The 16,860-nt window shown below is 69.7% G+C and carries 16 protein-coding genes and 3 pseudogenes; 9 read left to right on the top strand and 10 right to left on the bottom strand.

The window, feature by feature from the left end:
* Positions 1–163: transposase (locus tag LHA35_RS25925; protein ID WP_226613912.1), on the top strand; the 163-nt coding region annotated here is incomplete at its 5' end.
* Between the two features lie 21 nt (positions 164–184).
* Here the strand turns inward: LHA35_RS25925 and LHA35_RS25930 are convergent.
* The 3 genes from LHA35_RS25930 to LHA35_RS25940 all read right to left on the bottom strand — a co-directional run bounded on the left by LHA35_RS25930 (position 185) and on the right by LHA35_RS25940 (position 2,057).
* A complete protein-coding gene (locus LHA35_RS25930; RefSeq protein WP_226613892.1) occupies positions 185–328 on the bottom strand; it encodes a hypothetical protein in 144 nt (47 codons plus the stop codon).
* 89 nt (positions 329–417) lie between these two features.
* A complete protein-coding gene (locus LHA35_RS25935) occupies positions 418–942 on the bottom strand; it encodes a cupin domain-containing protein (RefSeq protein WP_226613893.1) in 525 nt (174 codons plus the stop codon).
* Between the two features lie 197 nt (positions 943–1,139).
* Positions 1,140–2,057 carry a LysR family transcriptional regulator gene (locus LHA35_RS25940; protein WP_226613894.1) on the bottom strand — a complete coding sequence of 306 codons (918 nt, stop codon included), beginning with the start codon at positions 2,055–2,057 and terminating at the stop codon, positions 1,140–1,142.
* A gap of 172 nt (positions 2,058–2,229) precedes the next feature.
* Between LHA35_RS25940 and LHA35_RS25945 the strand changes: the two genes are divergently transcribed.
* From LHA35_RS25945 to LHA35_RS25980, 8 genes and pseudogenes are all read left to right on the top strand, one after another.
* A complete protein-coding gene (locus tag LHA35_RS25945; RefSeq protein WP_226613895.1) occupies positions 2,230–3,066 on the top strand; it encodes a 3-hydroxybutyrate dehydrogenase in 837 nt (278 codons plus the stop codon).
* A gap of 99 nt (positions 3,067–3,165) precedes the next feature.
* Positions 3,166–3,513: a hypothetical protein gene (locus LHA35_RS25950; RefSeq protein ID WP_226613896.1), complete on the top strand. Its 348-nt coding sequence runs from the start codon at positions 3,166–3,168 to the stop codon at positions 3,511–3,513.
* A gap of 64 nt (positions 3,514–3,577) precedes the next feature.
* A complete protein-coding gene (locus tag LHA35_RS25955) occupies positions 3,578–4,054 on the top strand; it encodes a DoxX family protein (RefSeq protein WP_226613897.1) in 477 nt (158 codons plus the stop codon).
* 54 nt (positions 4,055–4,108) lie between these two features.
* Positions 4,109–5,254 (top strand): OpgC domain-containing protein, encoded by a 1,146-nt coding sequence (gene opgC / locus LHA35_RS25960; RefSeq protein ID WP_226613899.1) that lies wholly within the window; start codon positions 4,109–4,111, stop codon positions 5,252–5,254.
* A 307-nt stretch (positions 5,255–5,561) separates the two neighbouring features.
* The gene (locus tag LHA35_RS25965) at positions 5,562–6,932 is read left to right on the top strand and encodes a hypothetical protein (RefSeq protein ID WP_226613900.1); all 1,371 of its coding nucleotides are present in this window, start codon (positions 5,562–5,564) and stop codon (positions 6,930–6,932) included.
* Between the two features lie 285 nt (positions 6,933–7,217).
* Complete coding sequence (locus LHA35_RS25970; protein ID WP_226613902.1) at positions 7,218–8,198, top strand: YeeE/YedE thiosulfate transporter family protein; 981 nt, start codon at positions 7,218–7,220, stop codon at positions 8,196–8,198.
* Between the two features lie 604 nt (positions 8,199–8,802).
* Positions 8,803–9,531: an RraA family protein gene (locus LHA35_RS25975; protein ID WP_226613904.1), complete on the top strand. Its 729-nt coding sequence runs from the start codon at positions 8,803–8,805 to the stop codon at positions 9,529–9,531.
* Positions 9,532–9,741: 210 nt separating this feature from the next.
* A pseudogene (locus tag LHA35_RS25980) lies at positions 9,742–10,192 on the top strand (transposase); the annotation flags it as partial.
* 133 nt (positions 10,193–10,325) lie between these two features.
* Here LHA35_RS25980 and LHA35_RS25985 read toward each other — a convergent pair.
* The 7 genes and pseudogenes from LHA35_RS25985 to LHA35_RS26015 all read right to left on the bottom strand — a co-directional run.
* A pseudogene (locus LHA35_RS25985) lies at positions 10,326–11,888 on the bottom strand (PHP domain-containing protein); the annotation flags it as partial.
* A gap of 358 nt (positions 11,889–12,246) precedes the next feature.
* Positions 12,247–12,753, bottom strand: a complete 507-nt coding sequence (locus tag LHA35_RS25990) for a hypothetical protein (protein ID WP_226613906.1) — start codon at positions 12,751–12,753, stop codon at positions 12,247–12,249.
* A 314-nt stretch (positions 12,754–13,067) separates the two neighbouring features.
* Entirely contained in the window at positions 13,068–14,045 is a 978-nt protein-coding gene (locus tag LHA35_RS25995) for a Bug family tripartite tricarboxylate transporter substrate binding protein (protein WP_226613907.1), read from the bottom strand.
* Between the two features lie 499 nt (positions 14,046–14,544).
* A pseudogene (locus tag LHA35_RS26000) lies at positions 14,545–14,745 on the bottom strand (transposase); the annotation flags it as partial.
* A 272-nt stretch (positions 14,746–15,017) separates the two neighbouring features.
* On the bottom strand, positions 15,018–16,100 hold the full coding sequence (locus LHA35_RS26005; RefSeq protein WP_226613909.1) for a fatty acid desaturase family protein: 1,083 nt from the start codon (positions 16,098–16,100) through the stop codon (positions 15,018–15,020).
* A 147-nt stretch (positions 16,101–16,247) separates the two neighbouring features.
* The gene (locus LHA35_RS26010) at positions 16,248–16,694 is read right to left on the bottom strand and encodes a YsnF/AvaK domain-containing protein (protein WP_226613910.1); all 447 of its coding nucleotides are present in this window, start codon (positions 16,692–16,694) and stop codon (positions 16,248–16,250) included.
* Positions 16,695–16,697: 3 nt separating this feature from the next.
* Positions 16,698–16,860, bottom strand: a 163-nt coding sequence (locus LHA35_RS26015; RefSeq protein ID WP_226613913.1) for a transposase, incomplete at its 5' end; no start/stop codon positions are given.

The following is a 16,860-nucleotide window of genomic DNA, read 5'->3' on the forward strand; positions in this document are numbered from 1 at the left end:
CGAGCGCTGGCGGCGCCATTACAACATCTCGAGGCCTCATAGTGCGCTCGGGTATCGGCCGCCTGCGCCGGAAGCGATCTTGCCGCACCCGGCTGGGCCTGCCTACGCTACGCTCCGGCGCGCCCAGCCGGGTGCGCCAGAACATGGGCCAACTCTCTCATAACCCATGGATCCCCGTTCGGGGTCAGGCCAGGATGGCCTGTGTCGCGAACAGGTCCACCACCGTCAAAAAGGCGGTCAGGGCGATGGCGACCGTGCGCAACAGCGTGCCACTGGATCGGTGAAGCATTTGCCCCCGTGACGTCACATCGAGCTGTGCCGTGGACATGGCTGCCGCTCCCGGACGATGCGATGATCGGAAGGTGCGGCGTCCGTTGCGACGGGCGCCGCACAGTGGAGGGCTGGGGCAAGCCCCCGTTACATCGTGTGCGCGTCGGTATGCGTATCGGTGGTCGGAAAGAGGTCGGCCGAGAGCAGCACCACCGGCTTGCGCCCGATGTTCTTCCACCAATGCGCGGTGGCGTGCGTCTCGGGCGCGGTCTCGCCGGCGCGATGCAGGATCGGCACCGAGCAGGTGCTGGCGTATTCAGTGATCTCGCCCTCGACAATGTAGATCAGTGCTGGGCGGTTGCCATGGCTGTGCCAGGGCACCACGCCGCCCGGCTGCACCACCAGACGGCGCAGCCGGAACAGGCGGTTGTTCACGCCCACCGCCTCCTCCTGCCGCAGGTCGATGGAGCCGATCACCGTGTCCGTCACGTCCTTCGGTGTCGTGGCGGCACCACGCGGTGGATCACTGCTGGCTGGGGCGATTACCTTGTCCACGGGGCACTGCCCGGCTTCAGCCACGGCTCCACCGCCAGCGAGCATCGCGGCCGTGTAGATCCCTGCCAGGCCCAAACTCCGCCAGGTCGCACGGGGCCTCTGGGTACCGAATTTCATGGTGGCTCCTCCTTTCCCGGCTCCAGATGCGGCAGCGATTCCGCCGCACGCAGGACAGGATCCAGAACTCCACCGGCGATCGGAAATGCCCCCCGATTATGCTTATGATGCCTCGAGACTATCGGGGGGATCCGCTCCGCCCATGCCCGCTCCCGTGCCGACACGACGCCAGCGGTAGTGGCGCTGCAGTAGCGTCTCTATGCCTCCACCGGCGTCAGGGCGGGCAAGGTCTCGACCGCCTTGGGCCACCGATAGCGGCGGATGGCCTGCACGAAGCTTGAGAGCGCGGGAGACCAGCGTCGCCCGGCGACGGTCACCAGGCAAACCTCGCGCTGCACTTCGGGATCCTGCACGGGGCGCACCACCACGCCAGGGTGCGTCGCCGAGAACTCCGGCAGGAAGCAGACGCCCATACCCGCCGCTACCATAGTCTGGATCCAGTCCTCTCGCTCGCTGCGGTAGGAGCGGACGATCTGCGCGCCACAGGCCTCGCACTGCTCGCGCAACACGTCGCGGAACTCGCAGTTGATCCGCTGCAGGTAGATCTGCCCGTCCATTTCCCGCATCGCGATCGCATTGCGGCGGGCGAAGGGGTGCCCGACCGAGCAGGCGACCACGAAGCGCTCGGAGTAGAGCGGTTCGGCCCGCAGCCGCTCGTCGAAGCCGTCCGCCTTGGCCATCACCGCCACGTCGAGCTCGCCCCCCAGCAGCGCCTCGGACAGGCGCACCAACACATTCTCGGTCAGCGTCAGTTCGATCCCTGGATGGTCCGTCCGGAAGTGGTTAAGGAAGCCGACGAAACGCAGCGGCCCGATGGTGCACATGACGCCCAGGCGCAGATGCGCGCTCTCCAGCCGCAGGAAGCGGCCCGCCTGTTCTTTGGCGGCCACGGTGCGCGCCAGCACCTCCTCGAGGTGCGGCTGCATCAATCGGCCGAGCTCAGTCAGGTGGGTATTCCCGCGCTCGCGCGAGAAGAGCAGGCCACCTAGCTCGTTCTCCAGTTTCTGGACGGCGCGGGTCAGCGCCGGTTGGGTGACGTTGCATTGTTCCGCCGCCTTGGTGAAATTCAGGGTGCGGCAGACGGCCAGGAAGTAGCGGATCTCATGGATCTCCATGGCGGCTCTCCTTCCACGACGGGGCCCGGCGGCATGGCGTCGGGAGGCTAGCACCGGCACTCCGGCCGCCGCCATAAGCAGCGCTGATCGCTTCCCTGCCCAGCCGGCATTGGCCGCAGCCAGCTCGGCCGGCGCAGCCTGTCCCCGCCTGATCCGGGGCGAGGAGAGCGCCATGACGAGCATCATGACCCCTGCCGGCCTGAGCGAGTGCGCCGGCCCGGCGCGCGAGCACGAGGGCCGGGTGGCCATTGTGACCGGGTCAACCTCCGGCATCGGCCTCGGCATCGCTGAGGCACTGGCCGCGTGTGGCGCCGCCGTGGTGCTGAACGGCTTCGGCCCGGAGGTGGAGATCGAGGCAACGTGCCGGCGCCTGGCCGAGGCGCACGCCGTGCCGGTGCGGCACGACGACGCCAATATGTTAGAGCCCGGCGAGATCGCGTGTCTGGTCGAGCGCACCGCGCGGGCCTTCGGCCCTTGCGACATCCTGGTGAACAACGCCGGAATCCAGCACGTCGCACCGATCGAGGACTTCCCGCCGGAGCGCTGGGACGCGGTTCTTGCGATTAACCTCTCCGCGACGTTCCACGCCACGCGGGCAGTGCTGCCACGGATGAAGGAGAGGCGCTTCGGGCGCATCATCAATGTCGCTTCGGCGCACGGGCTGGTCGCCTCCCCCTTCAAGTCTGCCTATGTCGCGGCGAAGCATGGCGTGGTCGGCCTGACCAAGGTCGTGGCGCTGGAGACGGCCGAGAGCGGGGTGACCTGCAACGCCGTCTGCCCAGGCTATGTCTGGACGCCGCTCGTCGCCAGCCAGGTCGCGCAGCAAGCCGCGGCGCACGGCCTCCCCGAGGAGGAGGTCGTCCGCAAGGTGTTCCTGGCGGAGCAGCCGACGCGGCGCTTCGCCACAGTAGAGGAGGTTGCGGCCACGGCTGCCTTCCTCTGTTCCGCCGCAGCTGCCTCCATCACCGGCACGGCGCTGCCGGTTGATGGCGGCTGGACCGCCCACTGAGGGAGACCGGATGCCGGGCATCGAATACGAGGCCTCGGCGCCGGACGAGTGCCACCGAACCGGACGCAGGATGCGTCCCGGACATGAGGGAGACAGACCATGCGCAAGATCCTTCTTGCCTTCGCCACCATGGCCTTCACCGCGTCGGCTCTGGCGCAGCAGGCGGCACCGATTCAGCCCGGCCAGCGGATGCAGACCGGGGTCGCGGTCGGTGAGCGCAGCGTGCGCGAGGTGATGATCAGCCAGGATGGCGGCGGCATCGCCATCATCTACGACATGGGCCCCGGCGCGCCGCAATCAAAGCGAGTCCTGCGGCTCGAGAACGTCAACGGCATGCTCGAGGTGATCTACGATATGGCGGCGCCGACCATGTCCCTCGGCAGCGGCGGGACGCCGCGCCTCGTGCAGCGCGGTGGCGGCATGTACTCGGTGGAGTACGACCGCTGACCGGATCGCAGGCGCCGTTCCTGCGGCGGCGCCGGGACCTCCTCCTCAGGAAGGAATGACGGCCATGTCCACCACCACGCTCCACCGCGGGCTCGGTCTCCAGCGTACGTTGCGGCTGCTCTGCTGGCCAGCTGCGCTGTGGATCGCCTATGAGCTGCTCTGGTACGAGCAGTTCAAGCTGACCGGCAACGAGGGCTCGGTCTACCTCTTCACCATCCTCTCGGATTGGCTCGGCACGCCAGGCGGGGAGAAGCCGTTCCGCCTCTTCGTCGCACTCATCGAGATCGTCGCTGCGGTTCTGGTGCTGATCCCGCGCAGCCAGGCCCTCGGCGGATTGCTCACCGTCGGAATCATGAGCGGGGCAATCTTCTTCCACACGGTCAGCCCCTTGGGCATCGACCCCTACGGCGATGGCGGCGTCCTGTTCAAGGAGGCCTGCTTCACCTTTCTCATGGGGCTGCTCATTGCCTGGGTGCGGCGCGACGAACTCCTGGCGCTTGCCCGCCGCATCGCGGGACGCTTACGCCCGGCCGCGGCCTGAACCACAGGGGGCTCATTCACGTCATGATGGGGCGCCCTGGAGGCATCACCGGACTTGGAGGAAGCGATGACCCGAGGCACCGTGCCGGTCCGCCCGCCGCGCGACCTGCGCCTCGATGTGCTCCGCGGCTGGATGCAGATTTCCATCTTCATCTCGCACGTCGCGGGAACGCGGTTCATCTGGGGCATCCACGCCTCCTGGGGCTTGTCCGACAGTTCCGAGCAGTTCGTCTTGCTCTCCGGCCTGACGCTCGGCTCGGTCTTCGCCCTCAAGATGACCCGTGACAGCTTCGGGAGAGCGCGGGCGGACCTGCTGCGGCGAACCATACAGCTGTACGGGACGCATCTGGCGGTTCTCTGCGCCTTCGCCGCCCTGGTCCTTGGTGCCGAGGCGATGCGCCTTCTCCCTGGCGAAGTGGCGCGGCTGCACTGGACGCTGCTGGTCGAGCGGCCCTGGGTGGCGGTGCCCGCGGCGGCGGCCCTGCTTTACCAGCCCGACCTCATGGGCATTCTGCCGGTCTTCGTCGGCTGCATGCTGCTGCTACCCGGTTTTCTGTCGCTGGCGCACCGGGCTGGCGCCTGGGCCTTGCTGCCGTCTGTCGCCCTCTATGCCGCCGTGCAGGGCAGATGGGTGGCGACCCCGACGCTCTTTGAGAACGGGATCGCCTTCGATCCCCTGGCCTGGCAGTTCCTGTTCCTCCTGGGGGCTTGGATCGGCCATCGCAGCCTGCTGCACGGGCCCATCGTGTCGCGGAGCGCCCTGCTGCTGGCAGGGGCAGCGGCGATGGTTCTCTTCGGGCTTTGGGCGCGGCTGGTCGGATACGGCCTCCTTCCTGGTCCGGTCTTCGCGACGGCGGTACTGGCGCACAAGGAGGTGCTGGCGCCGGCACGGCTGCTCCATGCGCTCTCGCTCGCCTACCTGGTCGCGGTTCTGGTGCCGAGAGAGGTCGCCTGGATGCGTCTCCCGCTGGGCCGGATGCTCGCCTGCATCGGGCGGAACAGTCTACGGGTCTTCTGCGCGGGACTGTTTCTGGCCTGGGGTACGACAACGACGCTGCGGCTGCATCCGGAGGCGGCGACTTGGCTCGACCCGCTCCTCATCGCTGCCGGCGTGGCAGCCCTTGCCCTTGTGGCTTGGTTGGCGGAGCGTGGCCGCAGTCGTGTCGGTCTTGTCGCACCCATCCCCCAGGCGGCGGGCTGAGAACGACTAAGAAAGTTGCCTTATGCTCTCGTCCCTCAGCCTCGCCGCGGCTGCGGGACCTGATGTGGACGCAAGGGCGGACCGCCGGATCCCGCAAGGTTCTTGGCTTACGTGGCCGACACGCCATCGGGCATGGAGCCCCTGGCGTGGTTTCTCCACGCCATCTGCCAGGGCCAGGCCGGAGCCAGGATGCCCGGACGCTATGCCGCTAATGCCGCAGCGGCAGTGGAGATGGTGTCCGGCCGGCAGGAGGATGCGTGCCACGGGCCAGAACAGCCCCACCGAACCCGATCCCGGAACTCGGCCCATGACCCTCCTCACCGCGTCCAGGCTGACCCTGACCTCGCCAGCCCCACTGGTGGACCGCTATGGCACCCACCACCGGGCCGCCTCCGTCGGCGCATGCCTCGCCTTCGCGCAGGCCGTCGAGGCGGTCGTGGCGCACCGCCCGGACGCTGCCGCTGCGCTGGACCGCGCGCTGGCGGCCGACCCGCATCTCGTGGCCGCCCACGCGCTGCGCGGCCTCGCGCAGGTGATCCTCGCCCGTCCGGAAACGATGGCTGCCGCACGAGCGGCATTGGCCCGCGCCGAGGCGGCACTGTCGGAACGCGGTGCCGGCTGCACCGGGGATGAGCGCGCCCTGTTCGATACCCTCGCCCTGGGCAGCGAGGGGCGTCTGCTGGCGGCGGCGGACCGGCTCGACCTCGCTCTGGCCCATAGCCCGCAGGCTCTGCTCCTGCTCAAGCTCTCGCACACGCTGCGCTTCATGGCCGGGGACGTGCCGGGCATGCTCCGGACAACCCATGCGGCACTGCGGGCCTGCACACCGGAAATGCAGGGCTACGGCTTCCTCCTCGGCTGCCACGCCTTCGCGCTGGGCGAGGTCGGCGACCTCGCCGGCGCGGAGCGTTTCGGCCGGCGCGCCATGGGGCTCGAGTCGCGCGACGCCTGGGCGCTGCACGCCGTTGCGCATGTGCATGAGATGCGGGGGCAGGCGGAGGCGGGCATCGCCTGGATCGAGGGGGCGCGGCCGGCCTGGGCGGGGTGCAACAACTTCGCCTTCCACCTGGCCTGGCACCTCGCCCTGTTCCATCTTGAGCGCGGCCGGCAGGAAGCGGCTCTCGACCTCTACGACCGGGAGGTCCGCCCCGGCCCGGGCGAGGACTTCCGCGACTACGCCAATGCCGCCTCGCTGCTGGAGCGCCTGCGGCAGGAGGGCATCGATGTCGGCGACCGCTGGCGGGAGTTGGCCGAGGTCGCGGCGCGCCGCCGGCGCGAGACAACGCTGGTCTTCGCAGTACTGCATCGTCTGCTGGCGCTCGCCGCGGTCGGCGACCTCCCCGCTGCACGCGAGACCGTGGCCGCGCTCGAGGCAGAAGCCGCTTCGGGCTGTGGCGACCAGTCGCAGGTGGCGGCGCTGGTCGGCATCCCGCTCGCGCGGGCGATCCTGGCCAGCGGCAAGGGCGCCGGTAGCCCAACGGGGATCGGGACTGCGCTGGACGGTCTCAATCGCCTTGGCGGCAGCCGCGCGCAGCGCGATGTCTTCCTCCGCCTCCTGGCCGAGCGCGCTGCCGCAGTCGGCGACGGCGCGAGCCTCGATGCCGTCCTGGCCCTTCGGCGTAGGCTGCGGCGGGACGACCGTTTCGCCGCACTCATGCGCACCAGGGGCGGGCGATGATGCCGGACGACCTCTGCGGCGGAGCGGGACACCACCTCGCAGTCGGGCTCGCGCCCCGTGGTGGCCTGGGCGTCGGCAGGCGTTCCCGCGGCGTCTACTGTCTCGTAGTCGGTCCCAGCCAGTCCCGCGAAGGTTTGCGGCCACAGCCGCAGCGGCAGCCTGGAGGTCCCGTCGGCGCGCCGAACGCGACCCGCCCGACCCCGCGGGCGGTCCGGCAGGACCATTGTGGCAGGGCGGGGGTGAGGGCTAGCCTCCTCATCCCTTGGCATCGCGCGGAGTGGAGCCATGCCGCCGGGCGCGCTTATCATTGCATTGTCGATCGGCCTGGCTGCGCTGGTTGGCTTCGCCGCGGCATATGGTGGCATCTGCGCGGTCCGTGCCATGCAGGACCTGCTCGAAGGGCGAGGCGGCACACTGTTCCTGGGCTTCCTGAAATGCTCGGCCTGGGTGGTGACGGTCACCTTGCCGCTGGCCTGGACGGTGGCCCCGGAACCGCATCTGGCGTTCGGCTACCGGCCGGACTGGCCGGTCGCGGTCGGTGGCTTCCTGTTCGGGATAGGCGCCGTGATCAACGGCGGCTGCGCTTTCTCCACGCTCACCCACCTGGCCATGGGCAACATGGGCGCCGGCTTCGCCCTGCTAGGCCTTGGCCTCGGCTTTGCCATGCATGAGCTATGGATCGGTCTGCTGCTGCCCGTGCCTCTGCCGCGGCCGAGCCCGCTCGTCCAGCCGGAGCCCTGGTCCCTGGCGCTGCTCGCCGCCGTCTGGACCTGGGCGGCGTGGGAGGTCATGCGTCTGTGGCGCCGCGCGCCGGAGGACCGCATCGGCCGGGTCATGGCCGCGATCGGGCTCGCGGGAGGTGTGCTCTACGTATTGCACGGACCCTGGATGTACACCGCGGCGCTAGCCCAGGGCACCGCCTGGGCGGCGCGGGTCGGGCCAGCGCCCACGGCACTGGCCCCAGTATTGTTTCTTGCCCTCCTCGCCGGCGTCATTTTTGGTGTTGGAGCGCGGGACGGGTTCCGGCCGCGTCAGCTGACGTGGATGGCTGCGATGCGTGGGCTGGGCGGCGGGATCTTGATGGGCGCCGGCGCCGCGCTGGTGCCGGGCGGCAACGACGCCTTGGTGCTGCACGCCCTGCCCGGCCTCCTCCCGCATGCGGCCCTGGCCTACGCGGCGATGGTGGCCGGCATCAGCTGCGCGCTGCTGCCGTCCCAGGCGCTGCATCGCACGCTGCATCGCACGCGTCGGAGGCAACCGTCATGACATCATCCGGGCTGAAGCGGCGCCGCCCGACTGCCAATTCGGCATGGCGAGGCCGGACGCCCAGGGGTTCATATTGCGTTATTTGAAATAAAATGACGTCTGGACAGCCCGCAGTCGCCGTCAACTCACGCTGGCCTTCGCTCTGGTGGCCGAGGCGCTGCGCTACAGAGGCTAAAGGGCAATTCTGTGTCGCGCGGGCGGAGGGACCCGTGCGGCTACGAAGATCCGGTTCGGGTGCGATGTCGTGCAAGGGTCGTCGGGACAGGAAACGAGCCCGTCCAGCTGGGATGAGGATCTCTGATCAGTGCGGTGGCGCCCGGTGATCGCGCTGCCGGCGGGATGCCTCCATCCACCACTCCAGGTCCGCTTATATAAATGCACGGCTTGGGAGGGTGGCCACAGACGAAGCGCACCAGGCCCGGGTGCGCCTGGATCGGCCCGGCACCACCCCAATCAGCGGTACGGCAGAGAACTGCAGGCCAGCCTCGCCGCCTATATGATCCCGGCCAACGGGGGTGAGCCCCATCGAGGGCCTGCGGAGCGACCTGGACGAGGGGCGCCCGGCTCGCGACCATGCGCCCACTGACCAGGGGAGAACGCCGGCATGGCGACCAGCAAGAACGAGATCTTCGCCGGACTGCGCAAGATCGACACGCCGACCATCACCAATGTCGTGGCGACCTATCCAAAGAACCCGCTCTGTCTCGGGCTGTACAATCCCTGGACCGAGAACTGGTACACCGACGCTTCGATCCGCTGCATCTATCCGGAGATGGGGCCGGTCATCGGCCACGCCGTCACCTGTGTCTACGGCCTGCCGGATCCCAACTACAGTGGTCGGCTCAGCTTCATGGACGTGATCGACGCGCTTGATGCCATGCCGAAGCCGACCATCCTGGTCATCCAGCAGAAATGGCCGCCGGAGCTGATGGCGAAGGCCGGGCTCGCTGGCGAGATCATGGTCACCTCCATGATGTCTGTCGGCTGTATCGGCATGCTCTCGAACGGGCCCTCGCGGGACGTCGATGCAATCCGAAAGCTCGGCTTCCAGTTGCTGCTCGGCGGCGTCACGGCCGGGCATGGCGAGATGGCGGTGCAGGCGGTGAACGTGCCGGTCTCGGTCGGCGGCATGGATGTCGCGCCAGGCGAGTTGATCCACATGGACGAGAACGGCGCGGTGAAGTTCCCTGCCGACCGCGCCGCCCAGGTGCTGGCGAACGCCGAGAAGATGCTGGCCGGCGAGGCCGAGCATCTGGCGCGGTTGCGCACCGCGAAGACGGCGGCCGAGGTGCGGGCGGCCGGCGGAGCCTATTCGGCCAAGCCGAAGGCCTGACGCCACGCAGCGGGGCGAAGCTATCGCGCCCCGCCCTGGGCCGGACAGCACGCCGAAAACGCGTGGCGACCGGGTCGCTGCCGGCCGGCCTTGCGCTTAACCGGCGCCTTGGACCGCTTTGCCACTTTGTTGCATCGGTCGCCCGCCTAGGTGGCTTCGGGTAGGGTGAGGCCGGGGCGAGCCCCCCTTGACCCTGCAGGGGCACCCCTCTTGCCGTTCAAAGCGAACGCCGCTCGGCGCCATCACAGTGACCAACTGGGCCGAGTAGGACGCCGGCCTGCGCGCCCGCGGCAGCCTCACCGTGTGGTTCACGCCGGAGGCGGTCGAGGCCTGGACGGCCGAGTCGCGCACCGGCCGGGGCAGGCAGCCCGCCTACTCCCCGCTGGCCATCGCCACGGCCCTGACGCTGCGGACCGTGTTCCGTCTGGCGCTGCGCCAGACCGAGAGGCTGATCGCCTCCGTCCTGCAGTTGCTCGGTCTCGATCTGCCGGTGCCGGACCACAGTACCCTCAGCCGTCGGGCCGAGACCTTGGAGATGGCGCGGCCGAAGGCGAGGAGCGCGCCGGTGCACCTGCTGGTGGACAGCACCGGTCTCCGCCTCTGCGGGCTTGGCGAGTGGCTGGAGGAGAAGGACGGCAGCAAGCAATGCCGGGCCTGTCGGCCCGGTGCAGCATGGCATAGGTCTCAGGACAGTCGCGCGGTACGGCCGCGAGGTCGAGACTGATGCCGCGGTGCTGCCGCAGCAGCGCGAAGCCGCGCCGCAGGCAGGACAGCATCCCGAGCGCCAGCAGATCGACCTTCATCATGCCGAGCACGTCGATGTCGTCCTTGTCCCATTCCAGCACGGTGCGGCCGGGCATGGCTGCATTGGTGACCACCGCCACCTCGACCAGCGGGCCGCGGGTGATGACGAAGCCGCCGACATGGGTGGCGAGGTGGCGGGGGAAGTCCTGGATCTCCTCGGCGAGCTCGACCGCGAGGGCCAGGCGCCGGTCGGCGGGGTCGAGGCCCTCGGCCGCGGCGATCCCGGCCAGGTCCCTCTCCCGCCCCGCGCCCCAGGTTACGGCGGCGAGCCGGCCGGTGATGTCCTCCGAGAGCCCAAGCGCCTTGCCCACTTCGCGCACGGCCGAGCGGGCGCGGAAGCGGATCACCGTGCCGACGATGGCCGCCCGGTCGCGGCCGTAGCGCTCGTAGACGTGCTGGATCACCTCCTCGCGCCGCTCGTGCTCGAAGTCCACGTCGATGTCGGGCGGCTCGTTGCGGGAGGCCGAGACGAAGCGCTCGAACAGCAGGTCGTGCTTCTCGGGGTCGACCGCGGTGATGCCGAGCACGTAGCACACCGCCGAGTTGGCCGCCGAGCCGCGCCCCTGGCAGAGGATGCCGCGCTGCCGGGCGAAGCGGACCACCTCATCCACGGTCAGGAAGTAGGGGGCGTAGCCGAGCTCGGCGATCAGCCTCAGATCATGCCGGAGGCGCCGCCGAAGGTCGTCCGGCGCGCCCTCGGGCCAGCGCTCGCGGACTGCAGCGGCAACCCGGGAGACCAGCGTCTCCTGCGGCGTCCGGCCCGGCTCCAGGATCTCGTCCGGGTACTCGTGGCGCAGCTGATCCAGCGAGAAGCCCGCGGCCGCCTCGAACACGCGGAGCGTGTTGGCCAGGGCCTGGGGATGCGCCTCGAACAGCCGGGCCATCTCGGCCGGCGGCTTGAGGCAGCGCTCCGCGTTCGGCTCGGCGGCATAGCCCAGCGCGTCGACCGTGGTGCCCAGGCGGATGGCGGTGAGGACGTCGGCCAGCGGGCGCCGGCCCGGGGCGTGGTAGCGGACATCATTGGTGGCGAGGAGCTCGGCCCCGGCCGCACCGGCGACCCTGGCCAGCGTGTCGAGGCGGTGGCGATCATGGCCCCGGGCCGTGCAGGTGGCGGCGACCAGGAGGGGCAGCGCGAGCCGGCCGCGCAGCGCCGCGGCGTCGGCCCGGAGCCGCGCCCCGAGGTCCTCGGCCCGCCCCGGCACCGCGGCGAGCACCCAGCCCGGGGCATGCTCGAGCATCTGCTCGCGGGTGATGTGGCACCCTCCCTTGGGGGCGTCCGTCCGCCCGAGCGACAGCAAACGGGTCAGCCGGCCGTAGGCGGCGCGGTCGGTGGGCCAGGCGAGGTACTCGGCGCCGTCACGCAGCACCAGGCGGATCCCGACCTCCCTCGCCGCGACATGCGCGCGCACCACCCCGGCCAGGGAGTTGGTATCGGCAATGCCGATCCCGGCCAGCCCGAGGGCTGCGGCCGTGGTGACCAGTTCGGCCGGGTGCGAGGCGCCGTCGAGGAGGGAGAAGTTCGTCCGCGCCGCGGCCTCGGCGTAGGCGACCACCGCTCAGCCGGCGCTGTGCGGCCGGGTCGGCGCGGGCGGGCTCGGCGTCGGGCATGGCGGGCGAATCCTCGCGGCAGAGTTCATGAAATGTTCTATCCGGCCGGGGGTTCAAAGTCGAGACGGAAGCGGTTCGAGTGGGCTGCTGGAAAGCTCTGGGTGCCAAACTCAGAACAGCCAGGCCCCGTGCGACGGCTGGTACGGCGTGGCCATTGCAGGGAGGGTCGCCATGCATCGCCAGCCGGCCTCATGGAACCTGTCTTCCTCCCCTCCGCTGTAACAGCAGGCGGCGCCGGCACATGACAACCGACGGCCCCACAATGTCCCCTTATCCAGGAGCCACCACTGCCCGGGTCAGGCGTCAGAACCTGAAGCCGCCGAAGCCGCGCCGGCCCCCGTCATCATCGAGCCGGTTCATCTCGCGCGCGGCCAGCGCCGTCGCGAAGTTGGCCTGCGGCAGGAATGGAAGAGCCGAGAGACGCTGCAGGGTGACCGTAGGACCCGCCGGATAGAGCGGCGGCACCAGGATCCGGTCCAGGGCTGCGCGGTCATCGGCCGTCAGCGCGCGGGAGGTCGCGTAGAGACTGTCGATCACCGCCTGAGGCGGCGCTGCCGGATCGATGCCCAGAGCGGACCGCAACTCCGGCCGTGTCCTCTCGAGCGCGAGCGAGACATTGGGCGAGAAGCCGCGCCAGCGCGGTCCGGTCGGGATCTCGACGACGAGGTATTCGAGTTGCGCCGCGGCGCGCGCTGCCAGGGCCGGCTGCCCGGCAATGCTGCCGGGCGCCGCAAAGACGTTCGCTGTCGTGATGATGGCGGCCCGGGTCGGGTCACCGGCTCCCTCCACCGCATCGGGCGGCAGCCTCACGCTCGGCGGCAGCGGGCCGGGAGCACAGGAGGAAGCCAGGAGCAGCAGGAGGGCTGTGATGCGGCGGCGTCCAGGCCAATGGTGAAGCGGCATTTCTTGTACCCTCGCTCTGGTGCCTCATGCCGCGGCCCAGGGCCCAGGGCCCAGCAGAAGCAGAAGAATTCAACGCCGCCGTCTCTGTCTGGCATGCCAGCCAGGGACAGTCGCAGTCCAGGTCAAAAGCTCACCCCAACTCGGTCAGAAGTAGCGGCGGCGACTACCTTGTCGCGACCTGGACTCTGCCGCCTTGCCGCGGCCAGGGCGACGGGAACGCGCTATTCGGGCCGCACCCCTGCCGCCCGGAGCACCGCCGTGTAGCGGTCGAGTTCGGCGCGGATGAAGGCGTTCACCTGATCAGGTGTGGTGACCTCGGTCTTGATCTGCAGTCCGAGTTCGGTGAGCCGCGGCTCGATCTGCCGCGCTGCGGCGTTGAAGGCAGCGTTCAGCGAGGCGACGATCTGGGGAGGCGTGCGCGCCGGGGCAGCGGCGACGATCCAGATGTCCTGCTGGAACGCCGGCAGTCCCGCCTCGGCCGAGGTGGGTACCTCCGGCAGCACCGGGCTGCGCGCCGGCACGCTGACCGCCAGCGCGCGTACTGCGCCACTGCGGACCTGTCCAAGTGCCTCAGCAGTCGAGACCGCCGTCAGCTGCGCCTCGCCGCTCATGACCGCTTGCAGGGCGGGTCCGCCGCCGCGGTAATGTACGAACTGGATCTCCACCTCGGCCGCGGCGCGGAAAACCTCGCCGGTCAGATGCACCGTGCTGCCTCTCCCGGCACCGGCAAAGTTGTACCGCATGGGGTTGGCGCGCAGCAGCGCCAGGAGTTCGGCCATGCTCCGCGCCGGCACGCTCGGGTGGCACACCAGCACCATCGGCGCGCCGCCGAGCACTGCGACGCCCGCGAAGTCTCCTGCCGCATCATAGGGCATGCGCGCCACCAGGGCGGGCGCGATCGCATGCGCGCTGCTGTTGATAAGGATCGTGTACCCGTCCGGCGCCGCCTTGGCGACCGCGTCGGTGCCGATGAGTCCTGCCGCGCCGCCCGTGCGGTTCTCGACGGCGATTGGCTGGCCAAGCAAGGTCGAGGCCGGCTCCGTTACCAACCGAGCCATGAGATCCGCCAAGCCGCCCGGCGCGAAGGGCACGACCGCGCGGATAGGACGGTCGGGCTGCCAGCGCGGGACGGGTTGGGCGAATGCACCCCCCTGCGACATGAGGGCGGTGAGGAGCAGTGTGCGACGGCGGATGGTCATTCAGGGTAACCTCCCGACACATTGGCCGGTGGCCGCACGGGCCTCCGGCATCCGGAATAAGGTCACAGGCCGGGGCGCCTCTACCAGCCTCTCCTTGGGCCGGACGATCGAACCGCATTCCATGCCACGACCAAGCCGTGCTCGCGCGGAGTGGCAGCTTTGGGCGGCTCCCACCGAGCCTCTCGCTACCCCCATGCGGCGCGCAGGCACGCCGGGATGCCGCTGGCGATCTTGGAAGACGATGCCGGCGGCGAACCGCTTGATGCCGGCCGCCAGACTGCCGGCGGGTAGGACGACTCATTTCTTTCTCGCAGCTTCTTCGCTACAAATGGCAATTCGAAACAAAGAGCGTCACTATGATCCAACGGCTAACGCTCTCGGCCTTTCTGTCACCAGGCGCACCCATATGGGATAATTGGGGCTCCTACAGTTCAACAGAACCCCAAGCCCTGTCGCGTGACGAGTTCATCGTGACGCTCAAGCGAGACGCTACGTACGGCCAGCAGGTCATGCCAGACCCGCAGCCCATCTCGGCGGGCAGGTCTTTCCACTGGATGCCGGTCTTGAGGACGAAGATGATGCCGGTCAGCGCTGCGCGGTCCGGCACCGGTGGCCGCCCACCCTTCGGGCGCGGCTTCGTGGGCGGCAGCAGCGGTGCAATGGCCGCCCAGAGGTCATCAGGTACAAGGGGCTTCGCCATACCCCACACAACGCGCCAAAGCGCGTTTTGTTAAACGCTCTAAATCGGCCAAGTCCCCAGCTCTGGATAGAACCCGCCCTCCGGAGAGCGATTTCCGGCCTCGTTGCGGTCCCACACTCCCGAGGTCCCCATGCAAACCCAGGCCAAACCTGCGCTTCCGCGCGGTCGTCGGCCAACCGGAGAGCGAGTTGATGGAAGGAATGGTGTGGCGAGAGGAACCAGGAACGAACACTCTCTGGACGAATACCACGACCGCCTGCGGCGATCGAGCGTCATCCCGTGCTCGGAGCCGAGGCGATGCGATCGGCTTCTGTGAGGGTCACCATGCGGCCGGCCTCCTCGTCCCACAGCAGGTGGTCGGGTGCCGAGAAAGCCTCGCGCAGGGTGACGACCCGCGCGGTGGCGAAAGCCGGATGCGCATCGTGACAGGCCTCCAGCAGGTAGTTCGGGATCCGCGGCGCGAGATGGTGCACATGGTGGAACCCGAGGCTCGCCGTCAGCCAGCGCAGCACCGCCGGCAGCCGGAGATAGGAACTACCCGCGAGCGATGCCGCCACCCGGTCCCAGGCTGCGTGGCGCGCCCAGTGCACGCCCTCGAAGCGGTGCTGCACCGAGAAGAGCCAGACGCCGGCGATGCTCGCCGGCACCATCACGGCGATCACGCCGGCGGCCACCGGCCAGCCCCCCAGCATCGCAGACAGCCCGCCGTAGAAGACGGCCAGGGAGAGGTTGGTCAGGTGCACGCTGCGGTGCTCCCGCCCCCAACCGAGCGGCGCGTCATAGGGCAGGCGATAGAGCACGAGGAACACCAGCGGCGGGAACAGCAGGAGCATGAGCAGCGGGTGGCGCAGGATGCGGTAGAGCCGCCGCTGCTGGCGTCCCATCGCGCGGTATTCGGCGACGGTCTCGCAGGTGGAGTAGATGTCGGTGCCGCGGTCGCGGCGGTCGAGGTCGTTCCAGACCGCGTGGTGCCCCGCATGCTGCCGCCGCCAGTGCCCGTAGGGCGTGAAGGTGAAAAGCGAGCAGATCCGCCCGACCAGGTCGTTGGTGCGCGGCGTGCGGAACAGCGAGCCGTGCCCGCAGTCGTGCTGCAGGGCGAAGACGCGCACTGTCAGCCCCGCCGCCGGCAGGGCCAGCACCAGGGCCCACCACCAGCCCAGGGCGAGGCCGGCCTGCATCGCCGCCAGCACCGCCAGCAGCGGGAGGAAGGTGCCGACGATCTGCCACGCGGCGGTGCGTGGCACGGCGGTCTGGAAGCGCTGGGTGACCGCCCTCAGCTCCCGCAGGCCGAAGGCGGCGAGCGTGGCTTCCTGCGCTGCGCCCACCGGGAGAGTGGTGCTGGTCGTCTCACGCATCGGGTCGGCTCTCGATCAGGGTGAGCGGTACGGCTGCGCCGGACCGGCGCCATGGGCCCAGGGCGGCCCAGGCGCAGGATGGTGGAGAAGGGGCGGGACACCCTGGACCCGCCCGTCTCCTATCCGGCCGCGGCCAACCTTCGACGGTCAGCGACGCGGCGCGGGGTCCACACGACCCGGCTTCGACGCTGGCGCAGCGACGGTGCCCGTGGCATCGATCGTGCGGGTATCGTCCACCTCGAGCTCGGTGCGCCGAACCGTGTCGCGCACCGTCTCGACCCGCTCCTCGGTGTCCTTCCGCAGGGTGACTTCCTCGATGACGCGGGCCTCCTTGGCGATGATGGCTTCCTCGCCGGTCTCGGTCGCCTCGATCACGCGCTCGCCGAACAACGCCTCATCGGCCGCGGTCGGGGCGCGGTCCATCGGCCGGCGCTCGATATCGACATGCTCCTCGCGGAGCGACACCTGCTCCTCGACCGGGGTCTCGACGACGTAACTGCGCACGCGCACCCGGCCACCCCCGACCGCCCGCTTGCCGACGCGCAGCGTCTCCTCGACGAGATCAATCTGGCCTGACCCCGAACGGGGATCCATGGGTTATGAGAGAGTTGGCCCATGTTCTGGCGCACCCGGCTGGGCGTGCCGGAGCGTAGCGTAGGCAGGCCCAGCCGGGTGCGGCAAGATCGCTTCCGGCGCAGGCGGCCGATACCCGAGCGCACTATGAGGCCTCGAGATGTTGTAATGGCGCCGCCAGCGCTCG

The organism is Roseicella aerolata, assembly GCF_020523605.1.
GTDB classification, from domain to species: Bacteria; Pseudomonadota; Alphaproteobacteria; order Acetobacterales; family Acetobacteraceae; genus Paracraurococcus; species Paracraurococcus aerolatus.

What these genes read in the sequence shown, in the direction of transcription:
- LHA35_RS25995 (WP_226613907.1), bottom strand. Translation starts at nt 14,045, where the DNA reads ATGACCATCCGCCGTCGCACACTGCTCCTCACCGCCCTCATGTCGCAG.
- LHA35_RS25955 (WP_226613897.1), top strand. Translation starts at nt 3,578, where the DNA reads ATGTCCACCACCACGCTCCACCGCGGGCTCGGTCTCCAGCGTACGTTG.
- LHA35_RS25940 (WP_226613894.1), bottom strand. Translation starts at nt 2,057, where the DNA reads ATGGAGATCCATGAGATCCGCTACTTCCTGGCCGTCTGCCGCACCCTG.
- LHA35_RS25945 (WP_226613895.1), top strand. Translation starts at nt 2,230, where the DNA reads ATGACGAGCATCATGACCCCTGCCGGCCTGAGCGAGTGCGCCGGCCCG.
- LHA35_RS25970 (WP_226613902.1), top strand. Translation starts at nt 7,218, where the DNA reads ATGCCGCCGGGCGCGCTTATCATTGCATTGTCGATCGGCCTGGCTGCG.
- LHA35_RS26005 (WP_226613909.1), bottom strand. Translation starts at nt 16,100, where the DNA reads ATGCGTGAGACGACCAGCACCACTCTCCCGGTGGGCGCAGCGCAGGAA.
- LHA35_RS25975 (WP_226613904.1), top strand. Translation starts at nt 8,803, where the DNA reads ATGGCGACCAGCAAGAACGAGATCTTCGCCGGACTGCGCAAGATCGAC.
- LHA35_RS25930 (WP_226613892.1), bottom strand. Translation starts at nt 328, where the DNA reads ATGTCCACGGCACAGCTCGATGTGACGTCACGGGGGCAAATGCTTCAC.
- LHA35_RS25950 (WP_226613896.1), top strand. Translation starts at nt 3,166, where the DNA reads ATGCGCAAGATCCTTCTTGCCTTCGCCACCATGGCCTTCACCGCGTCG.
- LHA35_RS25935 (WP_226613893.1), bottom strand. Translation starts at nt 942, where the DNA reads ATGAAATTCGGTACCCAGAGGCCCCGTGCGACCTGGCGGAGTTTGGGC.
- LHA35_RS25965 (WP_226613900.1), top strand. Translation starts at nt 5,562, where the DNA reads ATGACCCTCCTCACCGCGTCCAGGCTGACCCTGACCTCGCCAGCCCCA.
- LHA35_RS26010 (WP_226613910.1), bottom strand. Translation starts at nt 16,694, where the DNA reads ATGGATCCCCGTTCGGGGTCAGGCCAGATTGATCTCGTCGAGGAGACG.